Source organism: Oceanococcus atlanticus, from assembly GCF_002088235.1.
Lineage (GTDB): Bacteria > Pseudomonadota > Gammaproteobacteria > Nevskiales > Oceanococcaceae > Oceanococcus > Oceanococcus atlanticus.
In genome coordinates this window covers 738,608-759,392 of record NZ_AQQV01000001.1, presented here as the reverse complement: position 1 = coordinate 759,392, position 20,785 = coordinate 738,608, and the positions used below count along the sequence as shown (strand labels likewise).

Below are 20,785 nucleotides of genomic sequence, written 5' to 3'. Positions count from 1 at the left end.
TTAAGCCTTGGGCCCAAGCTTGACCAGCAGCAGCGGCAGCAGGGTCAGATTAGCGATCAGGGCCAGCAGCATGGCCAGGCCGGTGAACAGCCCGAACAGCACGATGGGTACGAAGTTGGACAAGGCCAGAATCGAGAAGCCCAGCGTCACGATCACAGAGGTCAGGTAGATCGCACGCCCGACGCTGCCGTGGGTGTTGATCATGGCCTGCCAGCGCTCAACCCCGGTGTGGATTTCATCCTGGAAGCGGTGGGTGTAGTGGATGGTGTTATCAACCCCGATACCGATCGTGATCGCAGCGATGGTGATGGTCATGATGTCGAGCGGGATATTCAGCCAGCCCATCAGGCCCAGGATCATGCTGGCGGCGAACACCGTGGGCAGCACGCCGATCAGGGCCAGGCGTGGCGAGCGGAACAGGAACCACAGCATCAGCACGATCGCGCCGAACACCGCCGAGAGGGTCAGTATCTGAGACTCGAACAAGCTTTGCAGCACGTTGTTGTAGAGCACCAGAGCACCGGCCAGATGAATTTGCTCGGGCTTGAGGTCAAATTGCTCGATCAGGTCCTTGCGGATCTTCTTGAGCAAGGCATCACGGCGCAGGTTCTGGTCGGAATCGATCACCCGGATGGAAAAGCGCAGCTGATTGCCATCCTCCGACATGTACGGGTCGAAGAGTTGTTCCTTGATGGTCGGAGGCAGGCGGCCGTGCATGATTGAGAGGGTGAAATCGTCGGGTGCATCACCGTGGTTGAGCAGGGTGATCAGTTCCATGGTTGTGGCCATGGACAGCACTTTTCCGGTTTCCGGCAGGCTTTCCAGATAGGCGTGAATCTGCTTGGCGTCCTGCAGGGCAAAACTGTTGTACCAGTAGCTGGATGCGGTAATTCCGGTGTTGTCGCTGGCGTATTCGTCGGCAAAGTCGTCGGCGAAGTCATCGGCAAAATCGGCGGCGAATTCGTCCACTTCGTCCTCATCCTGCTCGAAAAACGAGGGCGGCGCGTCGAGAATCACTTCCAGCGGGGTGGTGCCACCAAGTTTCTTGTCGATCAGGACCATGCCCTGATAAATCTCGGTGCTGTCCTTGAAGTAGTCGATGAAGCGGTTTTCCACGCCCAGGCGAGCGATGCCAGCCACGGCGACGACAATCAGCACGGCGTAGAGCGCCAGCACCGGGCCACCAGCCTTGCGGATGCTCAGGGCAAACCCCTGGGTGATGCGGGCGCTGACATCGCTGTTGCCGGCGCCGCCGTCCTTGGGTTTGCTGCCGGCCAAAAGCCACGGGAACATCACGAAGGTCAGCACGAAAGCCCACACCACGCTCCACACCATCATCTGGCCGAAGTCGATGACCGGACGGATGTCGGCAATGATCAGCGAACCGAACGAGACCATGGTGGTGGCCGCGGTGAAGATCGACGGGGCGAGCTTGCTGCGAATGGTTTCGCGCACCAATTCGGCGGATGAGGCCTGGGGTTTTTCACCTTGCAGTTCGCGATAGCGCACGACCAGATGCACGACCAGTGACAGGGTGATGATCAGGGTCAGCGAGGTGAAGTTGGACGACACCACGGTGACCGGCCAGTGCATCAGTCCGAGCTGTCCGAGCATGACCACGCTGACCGCCACGCAGATCGACACCGGCAGAGCCACCCAGCGCAGCTGACGGAAGGCCAGCGCCAGCAGCAGGATCAGAAAACCGCCCACCAGCACGCTGAACAGGCGAATGTCGGCGCGCACGAAGTCGATCATGTCGGAGGCGATCATGGGTAGGCCGCCGAGCACGATGCTGGCCTTGTCCTCGTGCCGACGAATGACCTCGCGAATCTGCGCAATGGTCTGTTGCTGGCGGTCCTGCTGGGCGCCGCTGATCTCGCGGTAGGCCGCGCTGACGCGCTCAAGCTCAGCCTGTTCCGGGGCGCTGAGCGTCTCGCTGTAGGCTTTCTCGCGCAGATCTTCGCGCCGGGTCAGCAGCTCGCGGGCTTGCTCGTCGGTCTTCAGCAACACCAGCATGCCAGTGGTTTCGCCGGCCGGGTCGGTGAGCAGGTTCTTGTACAGCGGGCTGTTTGCGAATTCCTGGCGTGCCAGCGCGCGGTCGGTTTGCGGGTCCAGCAGGGTGCGAGTGCCGTCCTGCACTTCAGACAGCGTCATGCGTGGGCTGTCGAGCAGCGGCACGTCGAGCAGGCTGGTGACCGCGCTGACCGGTTCCAGCGCTTCCAGCTCGTCGCGCAGGGCCTTGATGCGGGCAAGCACCTCGTCGGAGAACAGATCACCCTGTGGCGTGTAAGCCACCACCACCGACTCCTGCGCACCGTAGCGCTTGGCGATTTCGCGGTAGTAACGCAGATCCTCGTCATTCTCCAGGATCAGAGAATCGGCCGAGGCATCAAGACGGAAATCCTGGGCAAACCACACGGCGCCAGCCGCCAGGGCCAGCAACAGGGCGCCGGTTATCCAGCGCCGCTCCAGGGTCAGGCGGTCATACAGCGCAGCGAGTGATTTGAGCATCAGGTTTGCACGGGTGTGGGCGGGGCAGTGTGGGCGGCGGTCGCGCGATCACGGTTGTAATCGCGCCCGATGTACATGTACGCCGCCGGGACCACGTAGAGGGTAAACAGCGTACCAATGGTCATGCCGGCCGCGATGATCAGGCCCATGGAGAAGCGTGATGCCGCCCCGGGACCATCCGCCATCAGCAGCGGGAACATCGCCACCACCAGAGCCGCGGTGGTCATCAGTACCGGGCGCATGCGGATGGAGGCCGCTTCTTCGATCGCTTCGCGCTTGGGCATGCCTTTTTGCTGCAGCTGATTGGCGAATTCCACGATCAGAATGCCGTGCTTGGAAATCACCCCGATCAGCGTCACCAGACCCACCTGTGTGTAGATGTTCAGCGTCATACCGGGGAAATTGGACAGCTGCATGCCGTTGGTCATATTGAAGATATTCAGCACCAGCAAGGCGCCGCAGATCGACATGGGCACGGTCACCAGCATGATCAACGGATCGCGGAACGACTCGAACTGTGCGGCCAGCACCAGGTAGATAATCACCAGGGCAAACCCGAAGGTGGCCAGCAGGGCGGATCCTTCCTGCTTGAACTGACGTGACGCACCGGCGAAGTCGATCTGGAAACCATCCGGCATCACTTCCTGCGCGATCTCCTCAAGTATGGCCAGCGCTTCGCCCTGCGGGATACCCGGGCGCGGCACCCCGATCAGGGTGTTGGAGTTGAGCTGCTGGGCATGCTCGATCGTGCGCGGCGTGGCCCGCTGGGTCACATTGATGACCGAGGACATCAGCACCAGACGACCATCGTTGGTGCGGGTGTAGTAGTAGTCCAGCTGCTCCGGGTTGAGACGTGCGTTGCGCTGCAGCTGCGGAATCACCTTGTAGGAACGACCTTCATAGGCGAATCGTCCAACCTCGCCCGAGGCCAGTAAGGCCGACAGGTCGGCCGACAACTGGCCCATGTCCACACCCATGGCGGCGGCCTTGTCGCGGTCGACTTCGATCACCGCTTCCGGGCGGTCAATGCGCAGACGCGGGGCCAGGAAGATGAACTTCTTGGACGCCATGGCGCGGCCGACGATCTCGTTGCCCACCTGATATAGGGTTTCCGGATCAGCCGTGGACTTGAGGACGAACTCTACCGGATAACCCTGACCCGGGGTCGGCAAAGCCGGCGGTACGATCACCGCGGGGCGGATGCCGGCAACTTTCTCCAGCTCCGGCAACAGTTGATTCACAACCTGTCCCGTGGTGGCAGACCGGTCATCCCAAGGCGGCAGGATCAGGCCCATGAAACCGGTGTTGGTGCTGCCACCCTCATTCGAGGCGAAGGTGAAGATATGGTCGATGTTGTCCTGCGCCAGGGCGGTCTTCTGTGCTTCAGCGAAATATTGATCGAGGTATTCGCGCGAGGAATAACCGTCGGTTTCGTTGATCGAGAAGGCAAAGCCGATGTCTTCTTCCGGTGCTAGTTCACCCGGTGTCGAGATGAACAGGAAGTAGCACGACGCGAACACGATCGCGCCGAACACGGCGATCACAATCTTGGTGTCCAGAGCGCCGTGCAGACGGCGTTTGTAGGCCTCGCGCCAGCTTTCGAAACGGCTGTCTAGCCAGGCGGCGAAACCGCCTTCCGACCCACCGCTGTGCTCGGCTCGCAGAATTTTCGCGCACATCATGGGGGTCAGAGTCAGCGCCACGACACCGGAGATCAGCACCGCGCCGGCCAGGGTGAAGGCGAATTCGCTAAACAGCTTGCCGGTGATGCCCGAGAGGAAGCCGATCGGGGCAAACACCGCCATCAGGGTGATGGTCATGGCGATGACCGGCCCGACCAGCTCGCGCGCGCCTTTGATCGAAGCGTCGTAGGGGGCCATACCTTCTTCGATATGACGATGGATGTTCTCGAGCACGATGATGGCGTCATCCACAACCATGCCGATGGCCAGCACCATCGCCAGCAGGGTCAGCAGGTTGATGGAAAAGCCCATGGTCAGCATCAGGAACATGGCGCCCACCAGTGACAACGGCACGGTCACTGCCGGAATCAAAGAACTGCGGACAGAGCCCAGGAACAGGAAGATCACCACAACCACGATGACCACCGCTTCAATCAGCGTTGCACGTACCTCGGCGATGGCGTCGCGAATATAGATCGTGCTGTCGTAGCCGATTTCGCCTTCCAGCCCTTCAGGCAGGGCCGACACAATGCTCGGCCACAGTTTGTTGACCTCATTGATCACCTCCAGCACGTTGGCTTCTGGGCGCGTGTTGACGCCGATGAAGGTCGCCGGTTCGCCGTCCCAGCCGGCGCCGTAGTCGTAGCTTTCCGAGCCCAGTTCCACACGTGCGATGTCACCCAGACGGACCACCGAATCGCCTTCGCCGGACACCACCATGTCGCGGAATTCCTGCTCGCTGCGTAAGTCGGTGTCGGCACGCATGCCAATACGCACGTACTGGCCTTTGGATTCACCCACAGCCGACAGCACGTTCTGCTGGCGTACCCGGGCCAGGACTTCGGAGGCGGTCAGATTGTGGGCGACCAGACGGTCGGGTTTCAGCCACAAGCGCATCGCGTAGGTCCGCGCACCGAGAATCTGTGCCTGTTCGACGCCGCCGATGGCATCCAGCTGGGGCACCACCACACGGGTCAGGTAGTCGGTGATCTGGGCTTCGCTCAACACCTGAGAGTAGAACGACATATACATTGCCGCGGTACCGCCGCCCTCGGCGATCGCCACCACAGCATCTTCCGAACCTTCCGGCATCTGGTTGCGCAATGCCGCCACTTTGGCCGAGATCTCGGTCAGCGCCTCGTTCGGATCCTTGTCCAGGCGCAGATTGGCGGTGATCGATGCAATGCCCTGCCCGGTGCTGGAGGTGAGGAAATCGATACCGTCCGCAGTGGCGATTTCACGCTCCAGCGGTGTGGTGACAAAGCCCTCCATCAAGGCCGCATCGGCGCCGGGGTAGGCCACGGAAACCGAGACCTGGGCATTCTGGAGTTCGGGGAACTCGCGCACGGTCAATTCCAGCCCGGCGCGAATGCCGAGCAGCAGAATGACCAGACTGATGACAGTGGCCAGAACCGGCCGGTCAATAAAGATGTCAGTGAGTTTCATTGAGCAGGCCTCAGGTGTCGGCCACGTCTGGGTTCAGCGACGGTTCAGTGGGTACCGAGTTGTCGATGATGACCGGGGCCCCATTGCGCAGTTTGAGCAATCCGCCCGAGGCAATTTGTTCACCTTCTTCCAAGCCTTCCAACACTTCGACAAAATCACCGCGCGCCTTGCCGATACGGATGAAACGCTGGTTGACGACCTGTTTTTCCGCATCGTCTTCGGCTTTCTGAATGACGAAGACCGAGGTGCCGAAAGAGTCGTAGCTGATTGAGGTGCGCGGGATGGCCAGGACCGAGTCGGTACCCGGGCGCTGAATGGTGATGCGACCGAACATGCCAGCGCGCAATTTACCTTCGGGGTTGGACACGCTGCCACGGGCGCGGAAGTTACGTGTGGCGTTGTCGATGCGCGGTTCGATCACGCTGACCTGACCACTGAATGACTCACCCGGCCATGCATCCACGCTGACCGAAATCGGCAAACCCACATCGACCATGGACAGGCGTGCTTCGGGCAGTGCAAATTCGATTTCCATCGGGTCGAGCGACTGCAGGCTGACCATCGGCGCACCGGCGGCCAGATACTCACCGACGCTGATCTGGCGGATGCCGAGCACACCCGCAAACGGTGCGCGGACTTCCTTCTGGTCCAGGCGGGCCTGTTGGGCATCAGCAGCGGCGCGAGCGGCTGCAGCTTCTGCCTTGGTCTGGTCGAATTCAGACTGCGACAAGACCTTGCGTTTGATCAGATCCCGGGCCCGGCGCAGGTTGACCTCGGCGATGTCGGCTTGCGCTTTGAGCTGGGCCAGTTCGGCTTTTTCCGTGCTGGTTTCCAGGCTGACCAGCAGGTCGCCGGTCTCAACCTGGCTGCCGGCGGTGAAGTGGATCGTGTCAACAATGCCGCCAGCCTGGCTGGTGATATCGGTGCCATTCACCGCGACCAGGGAGCCCACCGAAGGCACATCGCGTGACCATTGCATACGCTCAACTGTGGCGCTAAGGATTGTCACCGCCGGCGTGGGCATGTTGTCAAAGTAGTCATTCATGGCTTTGGAGCCCATGAATTTCATGCCAAAAACCCCGCCAAAAACGATGAGGCACGCGCCCAGCATGATGAGCATTCGCTTGAAGGTCATGATGTTTCTATCCCTGAATTTGTTTCTTGTTGACGCGTGAGAGCCCGCAGCGGCGGCGATTGCGGCACGCACGTTGCAGGGCACATTATCGGGTCAGACTTGCTCAGACACCAGAAAGTCAATTAGTTCACGCGCGCAAGGTGGCTGTTTGATGACAGCCGCGTGTGAGCTCAGGCCAGGGATACCACGCTGTTGAGCAGCATGCGCACGAGCATGGTCTGGCGCGTGACGCCGGTCTTGCCGAAGATGGAGCGTAGATGGGTGCGCGCGGTGTTGCGCCGCACGTTGAGCTTTTCGGCGGCCTCATCCAGGGTGTTGCCTTCTGCTAGCAGGATGGCCAGATTGGCCTCCATGCGGGTCAGGCCGAAGACACGGCGTACGACTTCCTGTGACGGCTGGGCCGGCGAGGTGTCCGGATCACGCAGGTATACCACCGCCGCAGGGCGGTGTTTGCTCTCTGAAAACTCGCCAAACGGAATTGAGCGCACCACGATCCCGATCTGGCTCCGTCCGGAGGGGCGTGTTACTGACATGGCTTCGGCCAGTCCGGGGCCGGTTTCTGTCACGCTGCCGCTGATCGACTCGGTAATCAGACGCTGCAATTCCTGATTCTCGCTGCGACTGGACGCTGCCAGCCCTTTGCCGCTGCGGCTGACGCCGTCGCGGTCTGCGAGGATGCGCTGGGCCTCATCGTTGAGGTGCACGATGCTGCCTTCATGGTTGAAGTAGGCAATGCCGAGCAGAAGCCGGTTGACCGCCCCGGAGTACAGCTGGCGTTCGCACTCCAGCGTGTCCAGGCGGGCGTGCAGACGAATGGCGCGCTCCATATGCGGCAGCAGCACCCGACAGATCATCTTGTCGTTTTCGCTGAAGCCTTGCTGGTCCTGGGCCCGGGTCACGCGCAGGCGGCACTCAATACCGTCTTTGGTGGTGATGTCCGCACCCAGCAGGTAGCCGATGTCCAGGGGCTTGAGATATTCCTGGTACATGGTGCTTTTGCGCCATTGGTCTTTGCCCATCAATTCATCGGCGCTGACGACCTCACCGGGCGGCAGGCCAACAAACGGATCCACGGCGAAGAAACGTTGCTCGTAGGATTCGGTAGCACTGTCATCGACCACGCCGGTGTTGATCATGACGCCGGTGGATTCTTGCGACGGCGGGCGCAGCATCAAGGTGACGTGTGCGGCGTTGAGGGTTTCCCGCAACATTTCCAGTGCTCCCTGCCACGGCGGGGATTCATTCAGACCGTCATAAATAGCGCCCAGCAGGCGATCAAGCTGTGCTTGGCCTATGGGGTATTCGCCATCGTCCAGTTCCAGCGAGTCGAAGCTCGACCGCCGGGCCTGAAACGCTTGCGCAGATGCCAGCGTTTGCATGCGATCAGACGCGCTGCTGCGCGCTCTGTGTAGGGGCGATGCCGTATGGCTGGCGGTTGTGGTCTGTCATCCTCATCGTGTTCCAAGTTTTGGTGGTGTCCGGTTGTTGTGATTTCTTGTCATCCGGACGGATGATTCTACCCATGATTTATCGGCGGAAACTAGCCGGATGAGTACAGAACAACAAATGCGCGCGGCAATGCAGGAATACATTGACGCCTTTAACCGCCGAGATGCCGAGGCTGTTATCGCCTTGTACGCCGATGATGCCAGCGTTGAAGACCCCGTGGGCACAGAGCCCAAGGTCGGGATTGAAGCGATCGCGGAGTTTTATCGTTATTCCGTAGGACTGGGGGCCGAGCTGTCTCTGGTCGCTCCAATTCGGACATCGCATGCCAACTCTGCAGCGATGGCTTTTGATGTTCAGGTCACCCTTGAACAAGGCCCCTGCCTGATTCGTGTGATCGACGTTATGACGTTCAATGAGGCAGGCAAATTCACCAGCATGCGAGCCTACTGGGGCCCTGGCGATATGGCGTTCCAGCCCGCAGACTGATGAACGGTCGCCGGCGCAGGTTCTACTGAGCGCCGGTCAGCGCGCTGCAATCGGTGGCGCTTTGTGCGCACAGTGCAGCGATTCGCTGACGCAGGCGTGAGGCTGCAGCCTCGCGTTTGGGCTTGTCCTGCGACCATTGTGCGAGCGTATCGTGCAATCGCTGCATCCGCGTACGGGTACGTTGGTAATAGCCGTCCTGTGATTGTGCGACGCCGTCAAGCAACTGGTTGGCAACAGTCTCGATCGTGTCAATCTGATCGGGCGCCAGTTCGATCAGGTTGAGCACATGTTGTGTGCCCCATTGGGTCCGGGTTGCCGGTCCAGTGGCCAGTTGCCAGGCCCGGGCAGACCAGCCCAGTGCGCGCGTTGCGTTGTTGCGAGCCTTCTCGATGCTCGCCAGATAGGACATGTAGTAATACGGCGCCACGGCATTGCCCAGTTCCGCTTGCAGTAGTTCAACCGCCGCGTCGCTGAGGCCGACTTCATGCAGATACCAGGCGGCGTTGTAGATCAGCGACTGTCGCTCAGCCGGCGTGGTCGCAGCCTCATCGGCCCAAGCCGCGCGCGCACGCACCAGCGCTTGCAAATCGGCATCATCCTGCGGCAACTGCCCGTTTTCGTCGCGGCGTAAATCCATGTGCAAACGGGTTCCCAGCATGCGCGCCTTGAGTGGCAAGCGGGTATCCGCAAAGCTGCGCTCTGCCAGGGTCTGCAGACGCGCATAAAGGATTGCTCGAACATCGGCTGGTGCGGACCGGCTTAGTTCCACTGCGTGGTACTGCAACTCGCTGAGATTGTCATGTGTGAGCTGCGGGTCGGCGAGAATCTGCTGCAGATTCTCGATCGTGGTGGGGGGGCTTTCCTGATCAAGGCTGGCGATGCTGGACAGCAGTTTCAATCGCCTGCAGTGGGGTTGTGAGGTGGCTGGGCAATGCTGGGCCAGGGTGCTCAGTGTGTTGGCGCGGTCTTCCTGCCCGAGCAGGCGTCCGTCGTCGGCATCCCAGGCGGTGCGTGCAAGCAGTTGCCAGTGATCATCAGTCAGCGACTGCGGTTCTTCCAGCCCTCTGGCGAGCACGGCAGCGATACTTTCGTTTTGCTCCAATGCGGCTTGCAACGCCTGCGGGTAGCGCTCCAGGGCCATGCCGCTGGTTAACCGTGTACGCTCCTCACCTTGGGGGCCAAAAACGATCAGCGTGGGGTATCCGGCAGCGCCGAAATGTTCACCCCAGCGTTGCGCGCCTTCGCTGTCGCCATCCAGGTAAACCGCTACAAAGGCCCTAGTCATTTCGACAAAAGCGGGGTCGCGAAAGACCGTCGAGCGCAACTGATTGCACGGCGGGCACCACACCGCACCCCAGTACAAGAACAAGGGCTGATCGCGTTCTTTGGCTAGCGCAAAAGCCTCGCTGACACCACCTTCAAACCATTCGATGCCCGCGCTGGTCGCGGGGGCTGTTGTGGCCTGTGGCGCGCCAGTGTCGCTGCGTCCGCAAGCGCACAAGAGCAGGGAACAAAGGGTCAGGCAGCAGACGAGGTGGTGTTTCATGCTTCGAGTATACGGGGCGCACAACGCACTCTTGCAGCAAAAAAAGTGTTTTGCTACATTTTACTTCACATCACTCCTCGGGTTAACCATGTACAAGGAACGCCGCCGCCAAAACTTGATGCGCCTGATCGACGAGCAGGCGGATGGGCATCAAGCCGAGTTTGCGGCGCGTTTGGGCAAGTCGCCGTCCTACGTCGGGCAGTTGGTTCGCGGAGTCGGCAGCTTTGGTGATCGGGTGGCGCGGCAGATTGAGCAGCAATGCCGTAAGCCACGCGGATGGCTGGATCGGCACGAGCAGACCGCTGAAACATCTGCCTCACCGCGTGATCAGGGTCTGTGCCCGATGTTGTCCTGGGTTGCCGCTGGCAGTTGGCATGGCATGGAGACACCGGATGGCAGTGGTAACGATGCCGCCGAATGGTTGTCTTGCCCCGTCCGTCACTCTGAAAGCACTTTCGTGCTGCGGGTGCGGGGTGAGTCCATGTACAACCCGCTGGGGCGCTTGAGCTTCAGCGATGGTGACCTGATCTTCGTCGATCCTCAGCGCCAGCCGGAAAACAAATCCTGTGTGGTCGTGCGTCGCGAGGCCGATCAATCCGCCACATTCAAGCAACTGATTCAGGAAGGGGAAACGCCGGTTGCCCGGCGTTACCTCAAGCCGCTCAATCCGAATTGGCCTGAGCCGATTCTGGAGCTGCAAGAAGATGACCGCCTGTGTGGTGTGGTCATCTTCAAAGGCATGGCTTTGTAGGCCATGCGGTGTTTTTTTGCCTTGAAAATGTAGTAAATCACTTCACAAGGATCACATTATGAATTTCAATACCCGTCCTCCCATGGCTGTGCTCACGCGCCCGCTTTCCCGCAGTGCCGCCGAATCTGCTGCGGTTCGGCCCAGTCGCCTGTTGCGTCCGCTGCGCAACCGCACACACGTGCGTTTGGAGTCGCCGCGCGTGTTCTGCGATCCGCGCATGCCGGGCGGCTGGACCGAGGAGTCACCCGTTTCAATGCCCGATCAAGCCGCCTGATTTGATCTGCTGGTTAGTCACCCAGTGAGGCCAGTTGGGTTGTTTGCTCGCCTTGGTACAGCGTGGCCAACTGGGTGGCTGAGTTGTAGGCGCCACGATCGCGTAAAGCGTTGAGCACCTCTCGATCGCGCTGATACACATCGTTGCGCAACTGCAGACTGCCGTCGCGGTCAACCCAGGCGGTCCAGTACTGCAGGTGTACCGGCACGCGATTGCTCAGCCGAACATGGCGGGTCTGATCACTGTTGGCGTAGTCCGCCCATGCGCCATCGGCATGGTCGCGCAGCAGCGCCTGGGCCAGGGCCATGGGTTGATCCAGGCGCACACAGCCTGAACTGAACAAGCGCTCACCACGGTCGAACAGATTGCGCGTCGGCGTGTCATGCAGGTACACCGCATAGTCATTGGGGAACAGGAATTTGACCTGGCCCAGAGCGTTGTTCGGACCGGGTTGCTGGCGCAGGACAAAAGGAAAATTGTTGCGGTTGATTTGGCTCCAGTCCACGCTCAGGGGGTCAACCTTGGCGGCGTCGCTGCTCCAGCCCGCACTCAGCGTGTACCCACGCTCCAGCAGGTAGTTGGGATCACGCTTGATCAGCGGCAGTTTGTCGACCACCGCAATACGCTGAGGCACAGTCCAATCCGGGTTGAAAACGACTTCGTTGATTTCGCTGCTGGTCGTGGGCGTTTGCCGATCGCGACGGCCCACGATGACCTTCATGCGCAGAGATGGCTTGTTGGCGTGGTGATATTCCAGGCTCTGGCCGGCGATATTGACCCGCACGTGGCTGTCGCCAAAGCTAGCCGGGGCCTGACGCCAGCGTTCCAGATTAAGGCTCAATGTATCGATCACGTCAGCCCGGCTGCGATTCAGCGCAGCCAGCGTTGACGGGCCTACGATGCCGTCATCGTCGAGGCCATTGCGGGCCTGGAATTGAGCCACGGCGGCGGCCAAGCGCGGCCCCAGCTGCGTGCCGGTTTCACTCGTATGGGTGGGCTGATAGTCACCGCTGCGAGTCAGACGTTCGCGCAACTCGGCAATCATGGGGTGATGATCACCGGGTTTGATCATCCGGTTGGCCTGCAGTGGTGCTTGTTCAGCACCTTCATCATTACTCAGCAGCTGATGCAAGGCCTGGCTGAGCGACCAGTATTCGGGGTGTTGTGGCAAAAGCCCGTCAAACTCGCGCGCTGGGTCATCGGTAGGCTTCAGCCGCAGCAGCAAAGATTGAGCGCGGCTGCCCAGGCTGTTGGATCGAGCGGCACCACGCGCCAGGTCAGAAACCAGTGAGATAAAGGCATCGCTCAGCAGCAGGTCGCCATGGATACGGCCGGCCAGCGAATCGTCGTCGCGCAGACTTTTCAGGGTGTTGTAGTGGTAGTTCGACGGGTCCAGTCCATGACGGGGCAGGGCTGCGAGATAGTCGAACATGCGTTGGCCGTTGGTCTGCCACCCTTGCGGGCTGGTCCAGATGGCTGCATAACCGGTCCGGTCATATGTGCGCACCAGGGTGTGGCGATTGCGCAGGGTCATGCCAGCCGTGCGGGTGCTGCTGCCAGAGCGCAGTGCCTGAATTTTCAGCTGCATGTGGCTTACAAAGCTGGCCTGAGCGTCGCTATTGCTGGCCTGGGCGCTGCCGGCCAACAGCAGGCTGCCTAGAATCAGGCCGCTGATAGCCTTGCGAGTGATCGTGTTGGAACGGGCCAAATTGCGGAAACCCATCGTTCTCTCCCTGAGTTGTTGGAGACATGGTTTTCCAGAGAGCGTCAAAAAATTGTCATCGCTACAAACCGCTGACTGGTCGGTCAGATGGTTTAATAGTCGGTCACCGCTGGGTAGACATTCGTGACGAAACCGCCACAAAAAGTGACCAAGTCCACAAATCGGCTCAAACCCTTGCTGCGTCTATGGCCGTGGTTGTGGCGTTACAAGCGGGTTTTGCTGGCCGCAAGCGTGGCTTTGCTCTTTGCGGCAGCGGCCACGTTGTCCCTGCCGGTTGCCTTGCGCTATCTCATTGATGCTGGCTTTTCAGCCCAGCACAGCGCGCGTATCGACGCTGCGTTCCTGGCCATGTTCGGTGTTGCCGCAGTGATGGCGGTGGCCACCGCGTTGCGCTACTACTGGGTGACCTGGATAGGTGAACGCCTGATTGCTGATCTGCGTCAGGATGTTTACACCCATGTGCTGAGCATGAGCCCGGTGTTTTTTGAGACGACGCGGACCGGCGAGGTGTTGTCCCGCTTAACCACCGATACCACGCTGATCCAAACGGTTATTGGCTCCAGTGTTTCGATTGTGCTGCGCAATGTGCTGCTGTTTTTCGGCGGTTTGCTCATGCTGATGGTCACGAGCCCCCCGCTGACCATGATGATTCTGCTGCTGATTCCTATCGTGCTGGTGCCGATTCTGGTCTACGGGCGCAAAGTTCGAGAGCTATCGCGGGCCAGTCAGGACCGTGTGGCCGATACCAGCTCGACTGCGCAAGAGGTGTTCAGCGCGATGAACACGGTGCAGTCTTTTCACCGCGAGGGTTTCGAATCGGCGCGCTACGCACGTGCGGTCGAGAGCGCATTTACGACGGCCCTTCGACGGATACGCAGCCGCGCCATACTGACGTTTCTGGCCATTTTGCTGATGTTCGGAGCCATCGTGCTGGTGCTGTGGTTTGGCGCACAGGCGGTTATGGATGGGCGCATGAGTCCTGGCGAGCTCGGGCAGTTCCTGTTGTATGCACTGTTTACCGGTGGTGCGCTGGCCGCGTTGAGTGAGAGCTGGGGCGAAATTCAGCGCGCGGCCGGCGCCACGGAACGCTTGATTGAATTGCTTGATACGCCGTTAGCCCTGCAGGTGCCGGCGAAGCCGCAAGCTTTGCCGGCGCGTTGTGGCGGTGACATTCAGTTTGAAGCTGTGCATTTTGCCTACCCCTCGCAACCGCAGCGTCAGGTTTTGCGTGACTTCAGCCTGCACATCAGGCCTGGCGAAACCGTTGCCTTGGTCGGGCCTTCGGGTGCCGGCAAGAGCACGGTGTTTCAACTGCTCCAGCGCTTCTACGATATCCAGGGCGGTCAAATCCGCCTGGATGGCCAGGACATTGCGCAGTGTCTGCCGGGCGAGGTTCGCGAGCGCCTGTCCATCGTGCCGCAAGAGCCTGTGCTGTTTGCCGACACGGCCATGAGTAACATCCGTTATGGGCGTCTGGATGCAAGCGATGAAGAGGTCGAGCATGCCGCACAACACGCGGCCGCCGATGCATTCATTCGTGCGCAGCCGGACGGTTATGCCTGTTTTCTCGGCGAGCGCGGGGTGCGTTTGTCAGGCGGGCAGAAGCAACGTATCGCCATCGCCCGGGCGCTGCTCAAGAACGCAGCGGTGGTGTTGCTGGATGAGGCCACCAGTGCGCTGGATGCCGAATCCGAGCAGGCCGTCCAGCAGGCCCTGGATGAGCTGACGCGCGAGCGCACCAGTCTGGTTATCGCCCATCGTCTCGCCACGGTGCGCAGCGCCGATCGCATCGTGGTCATGGATCAGGGGCAGGTGGTGGCCAGCGGCACGCATCAGGAACTGCTCGCTCAGGGCGGTTTGTATGCGCGCTTGGCCAAGCTGCAGTTTCGTGACGCCTGAGCACGCGCCTCGTATCATCGCCAACACCATGTCCCAAGCCATTGCCATGATGTTCCCACGCTTGCGTTATCTGTTGCTGCTCGCTGGACTGATCGCCCTGAGCGGTTGCGCGCTGTTCCAGCCCAAGATCGTTCCGCCGTGCAGCGAAGCGGCCTATCACCAGTTCGATTTCTGGCTGGGGGAATGGAATGTGCTGCGTGCCGGGGATGAATCGGGTGATGAGGCTTACAACTCGATCACTCCGATCATGCAGGGTTGCGCGCTGCAGGAGCGCTATCACACCAGCTCAGGCTACAGCGGTGAGAGCCTGAACTGGTACGACCCGGAATTGATGCAATGGCGTCAGACCTGGGTGGATGTGAGCGGCACCGTGCTGCAGCTGTCCGGGGGGCTCAACGCCGAGGGGCAGATGGTACTGACTGGCAACAACCGCCGTGATGAGCGTGACAAGCCCTTGCTTGACCGCATCACCTGGACTCCGTACGAGGACGGCACCGTGGTTCAGCAGTGGGACATCTCACGCGACAACGGCGCCACCTGGGAGCGCATCTTCAGCGGGCTGTACGAGCCGCGCGTGCCCGCGCCACAGCCTGAATCGCCGGCCGCCGACAACCCTGGCCCCTGATTCAATCCCTCAGGGGTGGGCAGGCCGCATCGCTGCGGATCAGACGCACATCCAGGACCTGACCGTTGCGCTGCAGGAAGTGTGATTTCTGGCAGCGCGCCCCTGGTTCGCGGCGTACGCATTCATGTGGATCGTCGCCGCTGTCTCGTGGCGGGATATTGCCGATGGGTGCGGCCGCTGTGCTGTCTTCAAAGCAGCGTGTTTCCGGTTCAACAGCATCCCAGGGTTCGTCCCAGATGCTGAGCACGGAGCCGTTGTAGGCGCCGTTTTCAAAGCGGGCGCCGTCATCAATGGCCAGATCATCCAGGGCGAAGTATTCCTCGAAATCGGGATGACGGTCCTCGCCTTCGGGCTGGCTTTCCAGCGGATTGCGATCGAGCGCGGCCCGGTCCAGCGGCGCGTGCAGGGTGCGCGCCATGACGTCGGCGCTCCACATGGTGACCTGATGATCGGAAAAGCCCACATGCAGCAACAGCTGGTTGTCCGGGCTGCCGGGCAGTGGAGTGTTGTCGGTGCCAGCGGTGTTCATGTGATGGGCGTAGCCATTGTTCTCAGCGCGCTCCCACATCATTTCGATCAAGGCCAGCACCAGGGTGCGGTCCAGATCATCCGGGTAGGCGACGTACATCGGCACCGAGTACAGATCAAAGTCGACGCTGCGTCGCAGCAGGGTGGAGTAGTTCATGCCGGGCACGCCCAGCACGCCGCGGTGGATGTCGCGCGACAGGGCCACCACCGGGCCACCCATGATGCCGCCCTGGCTGTTGCCGTCATAAAACGCTTCACGGGTGTCGATCAGGCTGCGGCCCTGCTCATCCTGAAAGGCGGGATGCGCGGCAAAACCTTGCGGGTGGACCAGCAGGCGAGCCAGGAACATTTTGTTGAGCATGCCCTGCTGCGCGCCATCGGCGAGTGTTGGGAACAGGCTCACATCCAGCAGCATGGTCAGCACGTTGGCCAGATCGCCTTCGGAAAACCCAAACCAGTCCATGGCGCAGAACATCATGTTGTGCAGCGCGCCCATGTTGGTGACATGGCTGGAGTTGACCTCCGAGCGTGAGCCCAGCAGCCCGTGCCCGTAAACCGCCGGGCGGGTTGGTTGAGCGGCGCTGGCCGCGCTGGGCAGGTTGCAGGTGAACGGTTTGGTCATTGTCGCGTTGGCGCTCAGACGATCCGGCAAGCTGTCGCCGTAAAGCGGGTGCGGGCCATCGTCCGGGCGATAGAAGAAGCGGTTAGGCGGCAGACTGACCGTGCTGGCGAAACGGATCGCTTCGGCCGGACGAAACACCAGGCAGGGCTCGCTCAGTGGCAGGATGTCGCGGCAGACGTCGTACAGGGGCGACAGCACATCGGGCAGCAGCTGGAAAATGCTGGCCAGATTGTTGCGCTGGGCCTCCAGCGGGGAAGGGTCAACCGGGATGACGTAACTGGGAATCTCGATATGACCTTCGATGCGCCGGGCAATGCCCTCACGCGGGTTTTCGGTGATCTGCTCGATGCTGAAAGTAGGGGCGGCGCCGATCTGGTAATCCGGACTGCCGGGCAGCTTGTCCATGCTCTCGCCGAGGCTGGCGAAGGCGTCATCGCGCAGGTGCAGCAGGCGACCGGCCAAGCTGTTCTGGCTGGCGATGGTGAAGTCCCAGGCCAGATACAACTCCTCGCGTGCGATGTCATCAGGTAGGGCGGAAAACACCGTGCTTTCCAGTGCAGCACAACGCGCAGACGCATCGGGGCCCTGGTCACGGCAGGCGGCGAAGCTGTCCGAGGCCGCAATGTCCTGGCCTTGCGCGTCGCTCAAATGACGCAGCAGGGCGATGTAGCGGGTGCCTTCCTCGAAGTTGCGTGCCGGGCGGATGATCAGGGCCGGCATGGGCTCGCGGCCATCCAGATACGGGATCGGCTGGCCCAGCGCGGGTGAGGGCTGGAAGTAACCGGCGTTGAGGTCGATTTCGGCCCACACCGGGTGACGCTCGCCGGTTTGCGCATTGATGACCACAACTTTGGCGTCTTCGGCCAGATAATCGCTCAGGCGGTCCAGCGACACGGCGCCGGGGATCGTGCCATCGTCATTGGCGGCCAGGCCCGGGACATAGGTGATGAGCATGGCGCCGGGCGAAAAGCCGTCATTGCGGTTCCACTCGGCCGGCGAAACGGGTTTGCCGAGAATATTGCGCGGCATCTGCAAGAGCTGGAAATTCACCTGCAAACCGGTCCCACCCGCTTCGATCGATTGCACGCTGCCGGGCGCCGCAGCCTGGGTGAAATGATTGCTCGGGAAAGGCAGCAGGCAGTGTGCCGGGTCGAGAGGGTCGCAGCCCAGAAGCGTTGCTGCAGGGGGCGGCAGTGCCGCATCAGGGGCGCTGGTCGGGGCCGCCGATGGGCCGTTGTCGGTGGCGCGATTGGCGTGGCCATCGCGCCCGCCCTGGCAGGCGCTGACAAGCAGGCCGGAGGCTGCAAATAGCAGCACGCCGACACGCGCGAGGCGTGCCGCAGAGGTGTACAGCATCATGTGGGTCTCCTGTTCGCACCGGGGTGCTGCCGGTGGTATCCACCGGCCTATCTTTATCCCCACAGCATATCAGGCGTCCTGCGCACAGGTGTCCGGTCCAGTGTTACAGCGTCACTACGCGCTGCGCGTCAATCACCAGACGCAAGGGTCCGGACGGCGCCAGCGCGTCGAACGGCCAGCAGGTCACCAGCACCAGATTGCGGTCTGGCTGAATCGCGATTTGCTGGGTGCGACTGTCGGCGATGCGGCGTCCACGGACCACGTACTCGGCGCTGGTCTGGGCCGTTTGCAATTGCAAACGGTGGCCAATGGCCAGCTCACGCAGGATCGCGAAGTGAGTGTCGCGGTGGCCGGAGATCACGCTGGTGCGGTTGTCCTGCAACAACCCGGATTGCGGGTTATGCCCCGGCGCAAAGGCCAGCACGTTGCCGGCGTCGCCTTCCAGCACGATGTAGCTGCGCTGGTGGTCCGGCAGGGTCAGGCGGGCGACCGGCCAATGGTCGGCCCATGGCCAGGGTTTGTGGGCCACGCCATCCTCAAGGGTTTTGCGCCAGGCGTGCTCCAGCAGTTGCTGGGCGAGCACGGCCTTGGCCTGTATCCACAAGCCCTGGCTCGCCGTCAGCACACCGCCGACGACGAGCAGCAGAGCGATCAGGCGACGCCCCTTCATGCTTTGCGGCGCCCCATCAGCACGCCGGTTGCGGTGAACAGGCCACCCATCAGCAGTAGCCACAGCGAGGGTGTCGAGCCACGCGCCAGGCCAACTTGGGCCGTGTTCATGCCGGCTGGCAGATTGCTTTTCAGGGCGTGCGTGTCGAGGCTTTCGTCGGGGGCTCGAACCGGGGTTTTGTCGACGGCCACCAGGCTGGTGAATTCACTGACCAGATGGTGCTTCAGTGCCAGCGTGGTGATTTCCTGGCGGACCTGATCGGCGCTTGCGCCGCGCCGGCCCTGGCGGGACCAGTCGGTGATCTTGCGCCGCGCCCACAACACGTCGATGCCACTTTGGGCTGCGCCCTGGTTGAGACTCAGGCGGTGCGTCCATGGGCGGCTGCCAAGCTGACCCTGCAACTCGGCGCTGGCGGCCTGGCCATTCAGTTTCATGACCACGCTGATCGGTTCGCCCACATACAGGTCGGGCAGCGGGTTGGGCAGGCGGTCACTGGCCTGGTCCAGCTTGAGGTCGAGGTCGGTCAGGGCCGGGTGATCAAGACGCTCGAACAGACGTTGCATGACGTGCTGAACCTCACCATCGTGGGCGATATAGCTGAAGCTGCCGCGGCCGAACTGTGCGGCTTCGGTCATGAAATGTGCGTTGGGCGCGGCGCCGATGCCAACCGTGAACAGGCGTGCGCGGCCCAGCTCGCGGTGAATCAGGCTGAGCAGCTGTGCTTCATTGCCAACCGCGCCGTCGGTGATGAACACGATCTGCCGCAGGCGTTCGACGGCCGGATCCTGGGCCTGCCCCAGACCCAGCTTCAGCGCCGGGCGCATCTCGGTGCCGCCGTTGGCCTTCAGGCCATGGGTCCAGCGGCGGGCCTGATCAAGGTGGCCGGCGTCAGCCGTCACCGGGTTGGCGAACAGGGCGCGGGTACTGGAGTTGAATTCGATCAGGTTGAAGCGATCGCTGGGGTCGAGTTGATCCAGGCCTGCGAGCAGTCCGGCGCGGGCCGCACGGATGGGTTCGCCGCCCATTGAGCCAGAGGTGTCGATGATGAAGATGATTTCGCGTGCGCGTTCATGTCCGGCGGCAAAATCGGCCTGCGGCGGCATCAGCATGAGCAGGCCATAGTCGCCGTTGTCGGTGCGTTGGGTGAAGAATGCCGATTGCACGCCGAGACCGTCCTTGGGACGCCAGCGCAGCACAAAGTCGCGGTCCGAGGGCACGCGGCCTTGGCTCAGGGTGATGCGGGTGACATCAGCCTCGCGGGTCTGGGCGATGGCGTGATACGGGCTGACCACTTCGCCCAGTTCAAAGCCGGGCTGCAGCTGCACCGTCAGGCTGACCGGATTGTGACTGGCGCGGCCGCTATCGCTGGTGTCGGCTACCTGAGGCAGCTCACCCGGCAGCAGGCTCCAGCCGTGACCAACTTGGCTGTGATTTTCGATCGGTTCTGCACTGGCCGGCTGATAGCGGGGTGTGATCGCCATGGGAAAACGCAGCGAAAAGGCCTCATCGCGCCACAGCAACTCCTGCTGGTATTCGATCTCGATGCGGATTTCGCCATGAGGCGGAATGTTGGCCACTGCACTGGTGAACAGATTGGGGCGATGCTGTTCGACCAATGCCGTGCGCTTGCCGTCCTGTTTGGCCTGCTCGAAGGTCGCGCGGGCCTGCGCTTTCTCCTGAATATCGCCCTCTATGATGCGCTCGCCTATGCGCATGCGCAGGTGATCCACGGCCGCATTCTCGGGCAGGGGGAAGGCATACAGCGCTTCTGCCCAGGTTTCGTTCGGATTCACAAAGTGCTGGGTCACAACGGTGCGGGCAATTGGGCCGGTGACCTGAATCTGCACCTCGCTGCTGAGGCTGGGCACTTCCCGGAAGCCGGCGCTGGATGCTTCATCCTCCGCCCGGAACATCAGGGCGCCACGGCGTACGTCGGACAGCCGGGTCAGGCCATCATCAAGGCTGGCGCTGGCTGGCAGCGGCGAGAGGCTCAGGGCGCACAGCAACAGTGCGGGCAGGTGGATGAACAGACGCATGGGTGAACTCCCGGGATTGAGGAGCGTTCAGCGTCGGCTTCAC

14 protein-coding genes are annotated in these 20,785 nt (G+C 61.6%); 5 read left to right on the top strand and 9 right to left on the bottom strand.

The features are described from left to right. From ATO7_RS03560 to ATO7_RS03545, 4 genes are all read right to left on the bottom strand, one after another. Positions 1 to 2,511, bottom strand: a complete 2,511-nt coding sequence (locus ATO7_RS03560) for an efflux RND transporter permease subunit (protein ID WP_083559575.1) — start codon at positions 2,509 to 2,511, stop codon at positions 1 to 3. Beyond that, complete coding sequence (locus ATO7_RS03555) at positions 2,511 to 5,639, bottom strand: efflux RND transporter permease subunit (protein WP_083559573.1); 3,129 nt, start codon at positions 5,637 to 5,639, stop codon at positions 2,511 to 2,513. The genes ATO7_RS03560 and ATO7_RS03555 overlap by 1 nt, the downstream gene beginning before the upstream one ends. Before the next feature lie 10 nt (positions 5,640 to 5,649). Then, positions 5,650 to 6,774, bottom strand: coding sequence for an efflux RND transporter periplasmic adaptor subunit (locus ATO7_RS03550; protein WP_083559571.1), 1,125 nt, complete (start codon positions 6,772 to 6,774; stop codon positions 5,650 to 5,652). Positions 6,775 to 6,944: 170 nt separating this feature from the next. Further along, entirely contained in the window at positions 6,945 to 8,153 is a 1,209-nt protein-coding gene (locus ATO7_RS03545; protein WP_083559570.1) for a helix-turn-helix transcriptional regulator, read from the bottom strand. Between the two features lie 169 nt (positions 8,154 to 8,322). On the opposite strand from ATO7_RS03545, the gene ATO7_RS03540 reads away from it, so the two are divergent. Then, entirely contained in the window at positions 8,323 to 8,709 is a 387-nt protein-coding gene (locus tag ATO7_RS03540) for a steroid Delta-isomerase (protein WP_083559568.1), read from the top strand. 22 nt (positions 8,710 to 8,731) lie between these two features. Here ATO7_RS03540 and ATO7_RS03535 read toward each other — a convergent pair whose 3' ends face one another. Beyond that, entirely contained in the window at positions 8,732 to 10,255 is a 1,524-nt protein-coding gene (locus tag ATO7_RS03535) for a thioredoxin family protein (protein ID WP_083559565.1), read from the bottom strand. Between the two features lie 88 nt (positions 10,256 to 10,343). Between ATO7_RS03535 and ATO7_RS03530 the strand changes: the two genes are divergently transcribed. Then, the gene (locus tag ATO7_RS03530; protein WP_158523019.1) at positions 10,344 to 11,006 is read left to right on the top strand and encodes a LexA family protein; all 663 of its coding nucleotides are present in this window, start codon (positions 10,344 to 10,346) and stop codon (positions 11,004 to 11,006) included. 58 nt (positions 11,007 to 11,064) lie between these two features. Beyond that, positions 11,065 to 11,280, top strand: coding sequence for a hypothetical protein (locus ATO7_RS03525; protein ID WP_083559563.1), 216 nt, complete (start codon positions 11,065 to 11,067; stop codon positions 11,278 to 11,280). A gap of 13 nt (positions 11,281 to 11,293) precedes the next feature. Here ATO7_RS03525 and ATO7_RS03520 read toward each other — a convergent pair whose 3' ends face one another. Beyond that, positions 11,294 to 13,003, bottom strand: coding sequence for a L,D-transpeptidase family protein (locus ATO7_RS03520; RefSeq protein WP_083559561.1), 1,710 nt, complete (start codon positions 13,001 to 13,003; stop codon positions 11,294 to 11,296). A gap of 123 nt (positions 13,004 to 13,126) precedes the next feature. Here ATO7_RS03520 and ATO7_RS03515 point away from each other — a divergent pair, with 123 nt between their 5' ends. After that, entirely contained in the window at positions 13,127 to 14,902 is a 1,776-nt protein-coding gene (locus tag ATO7_RS03515; protein WP_083559560.1) for an ABC transporter transmembrane domain-containing protein, read from the top strand. A 28-nt stretch (positions 14,903 to 14,930) separates the two neighbouring features. Then, the gene (locus ATO7_RS03510) at positions 14,931 to 15,527 is read left to right on the top strand and encodes a hypothetical protein (protein WP_146680127.1); all 597 of its coding nucleotides are present in this window, start codon (positions 14,931 to 14,933) and stop codon (positions 15,525 to 15,527) included. Between the two features lies 1 nt (position 15,528). Here ATO7_RS03510 and ATO7_RS03505 read toward each other — a convergent pair whose 3' ends face one another. The 3 genes from ATO7_RS03505 to ATO7_RS03495 all read right to left on the bottom strand — a co-directional run bounded on the left by ATO7_RS03505 (position 15,529) and on the right by ATO7_RS03495 (position 20,742). Then, entirely contained in the window at positions 15,529 to 18,036 is a 2,508-nt protein-coding gene (locus ATO7_RS03505) for a hypothetical protein (RefSeq protein WP_083559556.1), read from the bottom strand. Between the two features lie 103 nt (positions 18,037 to 18,139). Beyond that, complete coding sequence (locus tag ATO7_RS03500) at positions 18,140 to 18,706, bottom strand: class GN sortase (RefSeq protein ID WP_083559554.1); 567 nt, start codon at positions 18,704 to 18,706, stop codon at positions 18,140 to 18,142. Then, the gene (locus tag ATO7_RS03495; RefSeq protein ID WP_083559552.1) at positions 18,703 to 20,742 is read right to left on the bottom strand and encodes a marine proteobacterial sortase target protein; all 2,040 of its coding nucleotides are present in this window, start codon (positions 20,740 to 20,742) and stop codon (positions 18,703 to 18,705) included. Before ATO7_RS03495 ends, ATO7_RS03500 begins: the two co-directional genes overlap by 4 nt. Positions 20,743 to 20,785 lie beyond the last annotated feature (43 nt).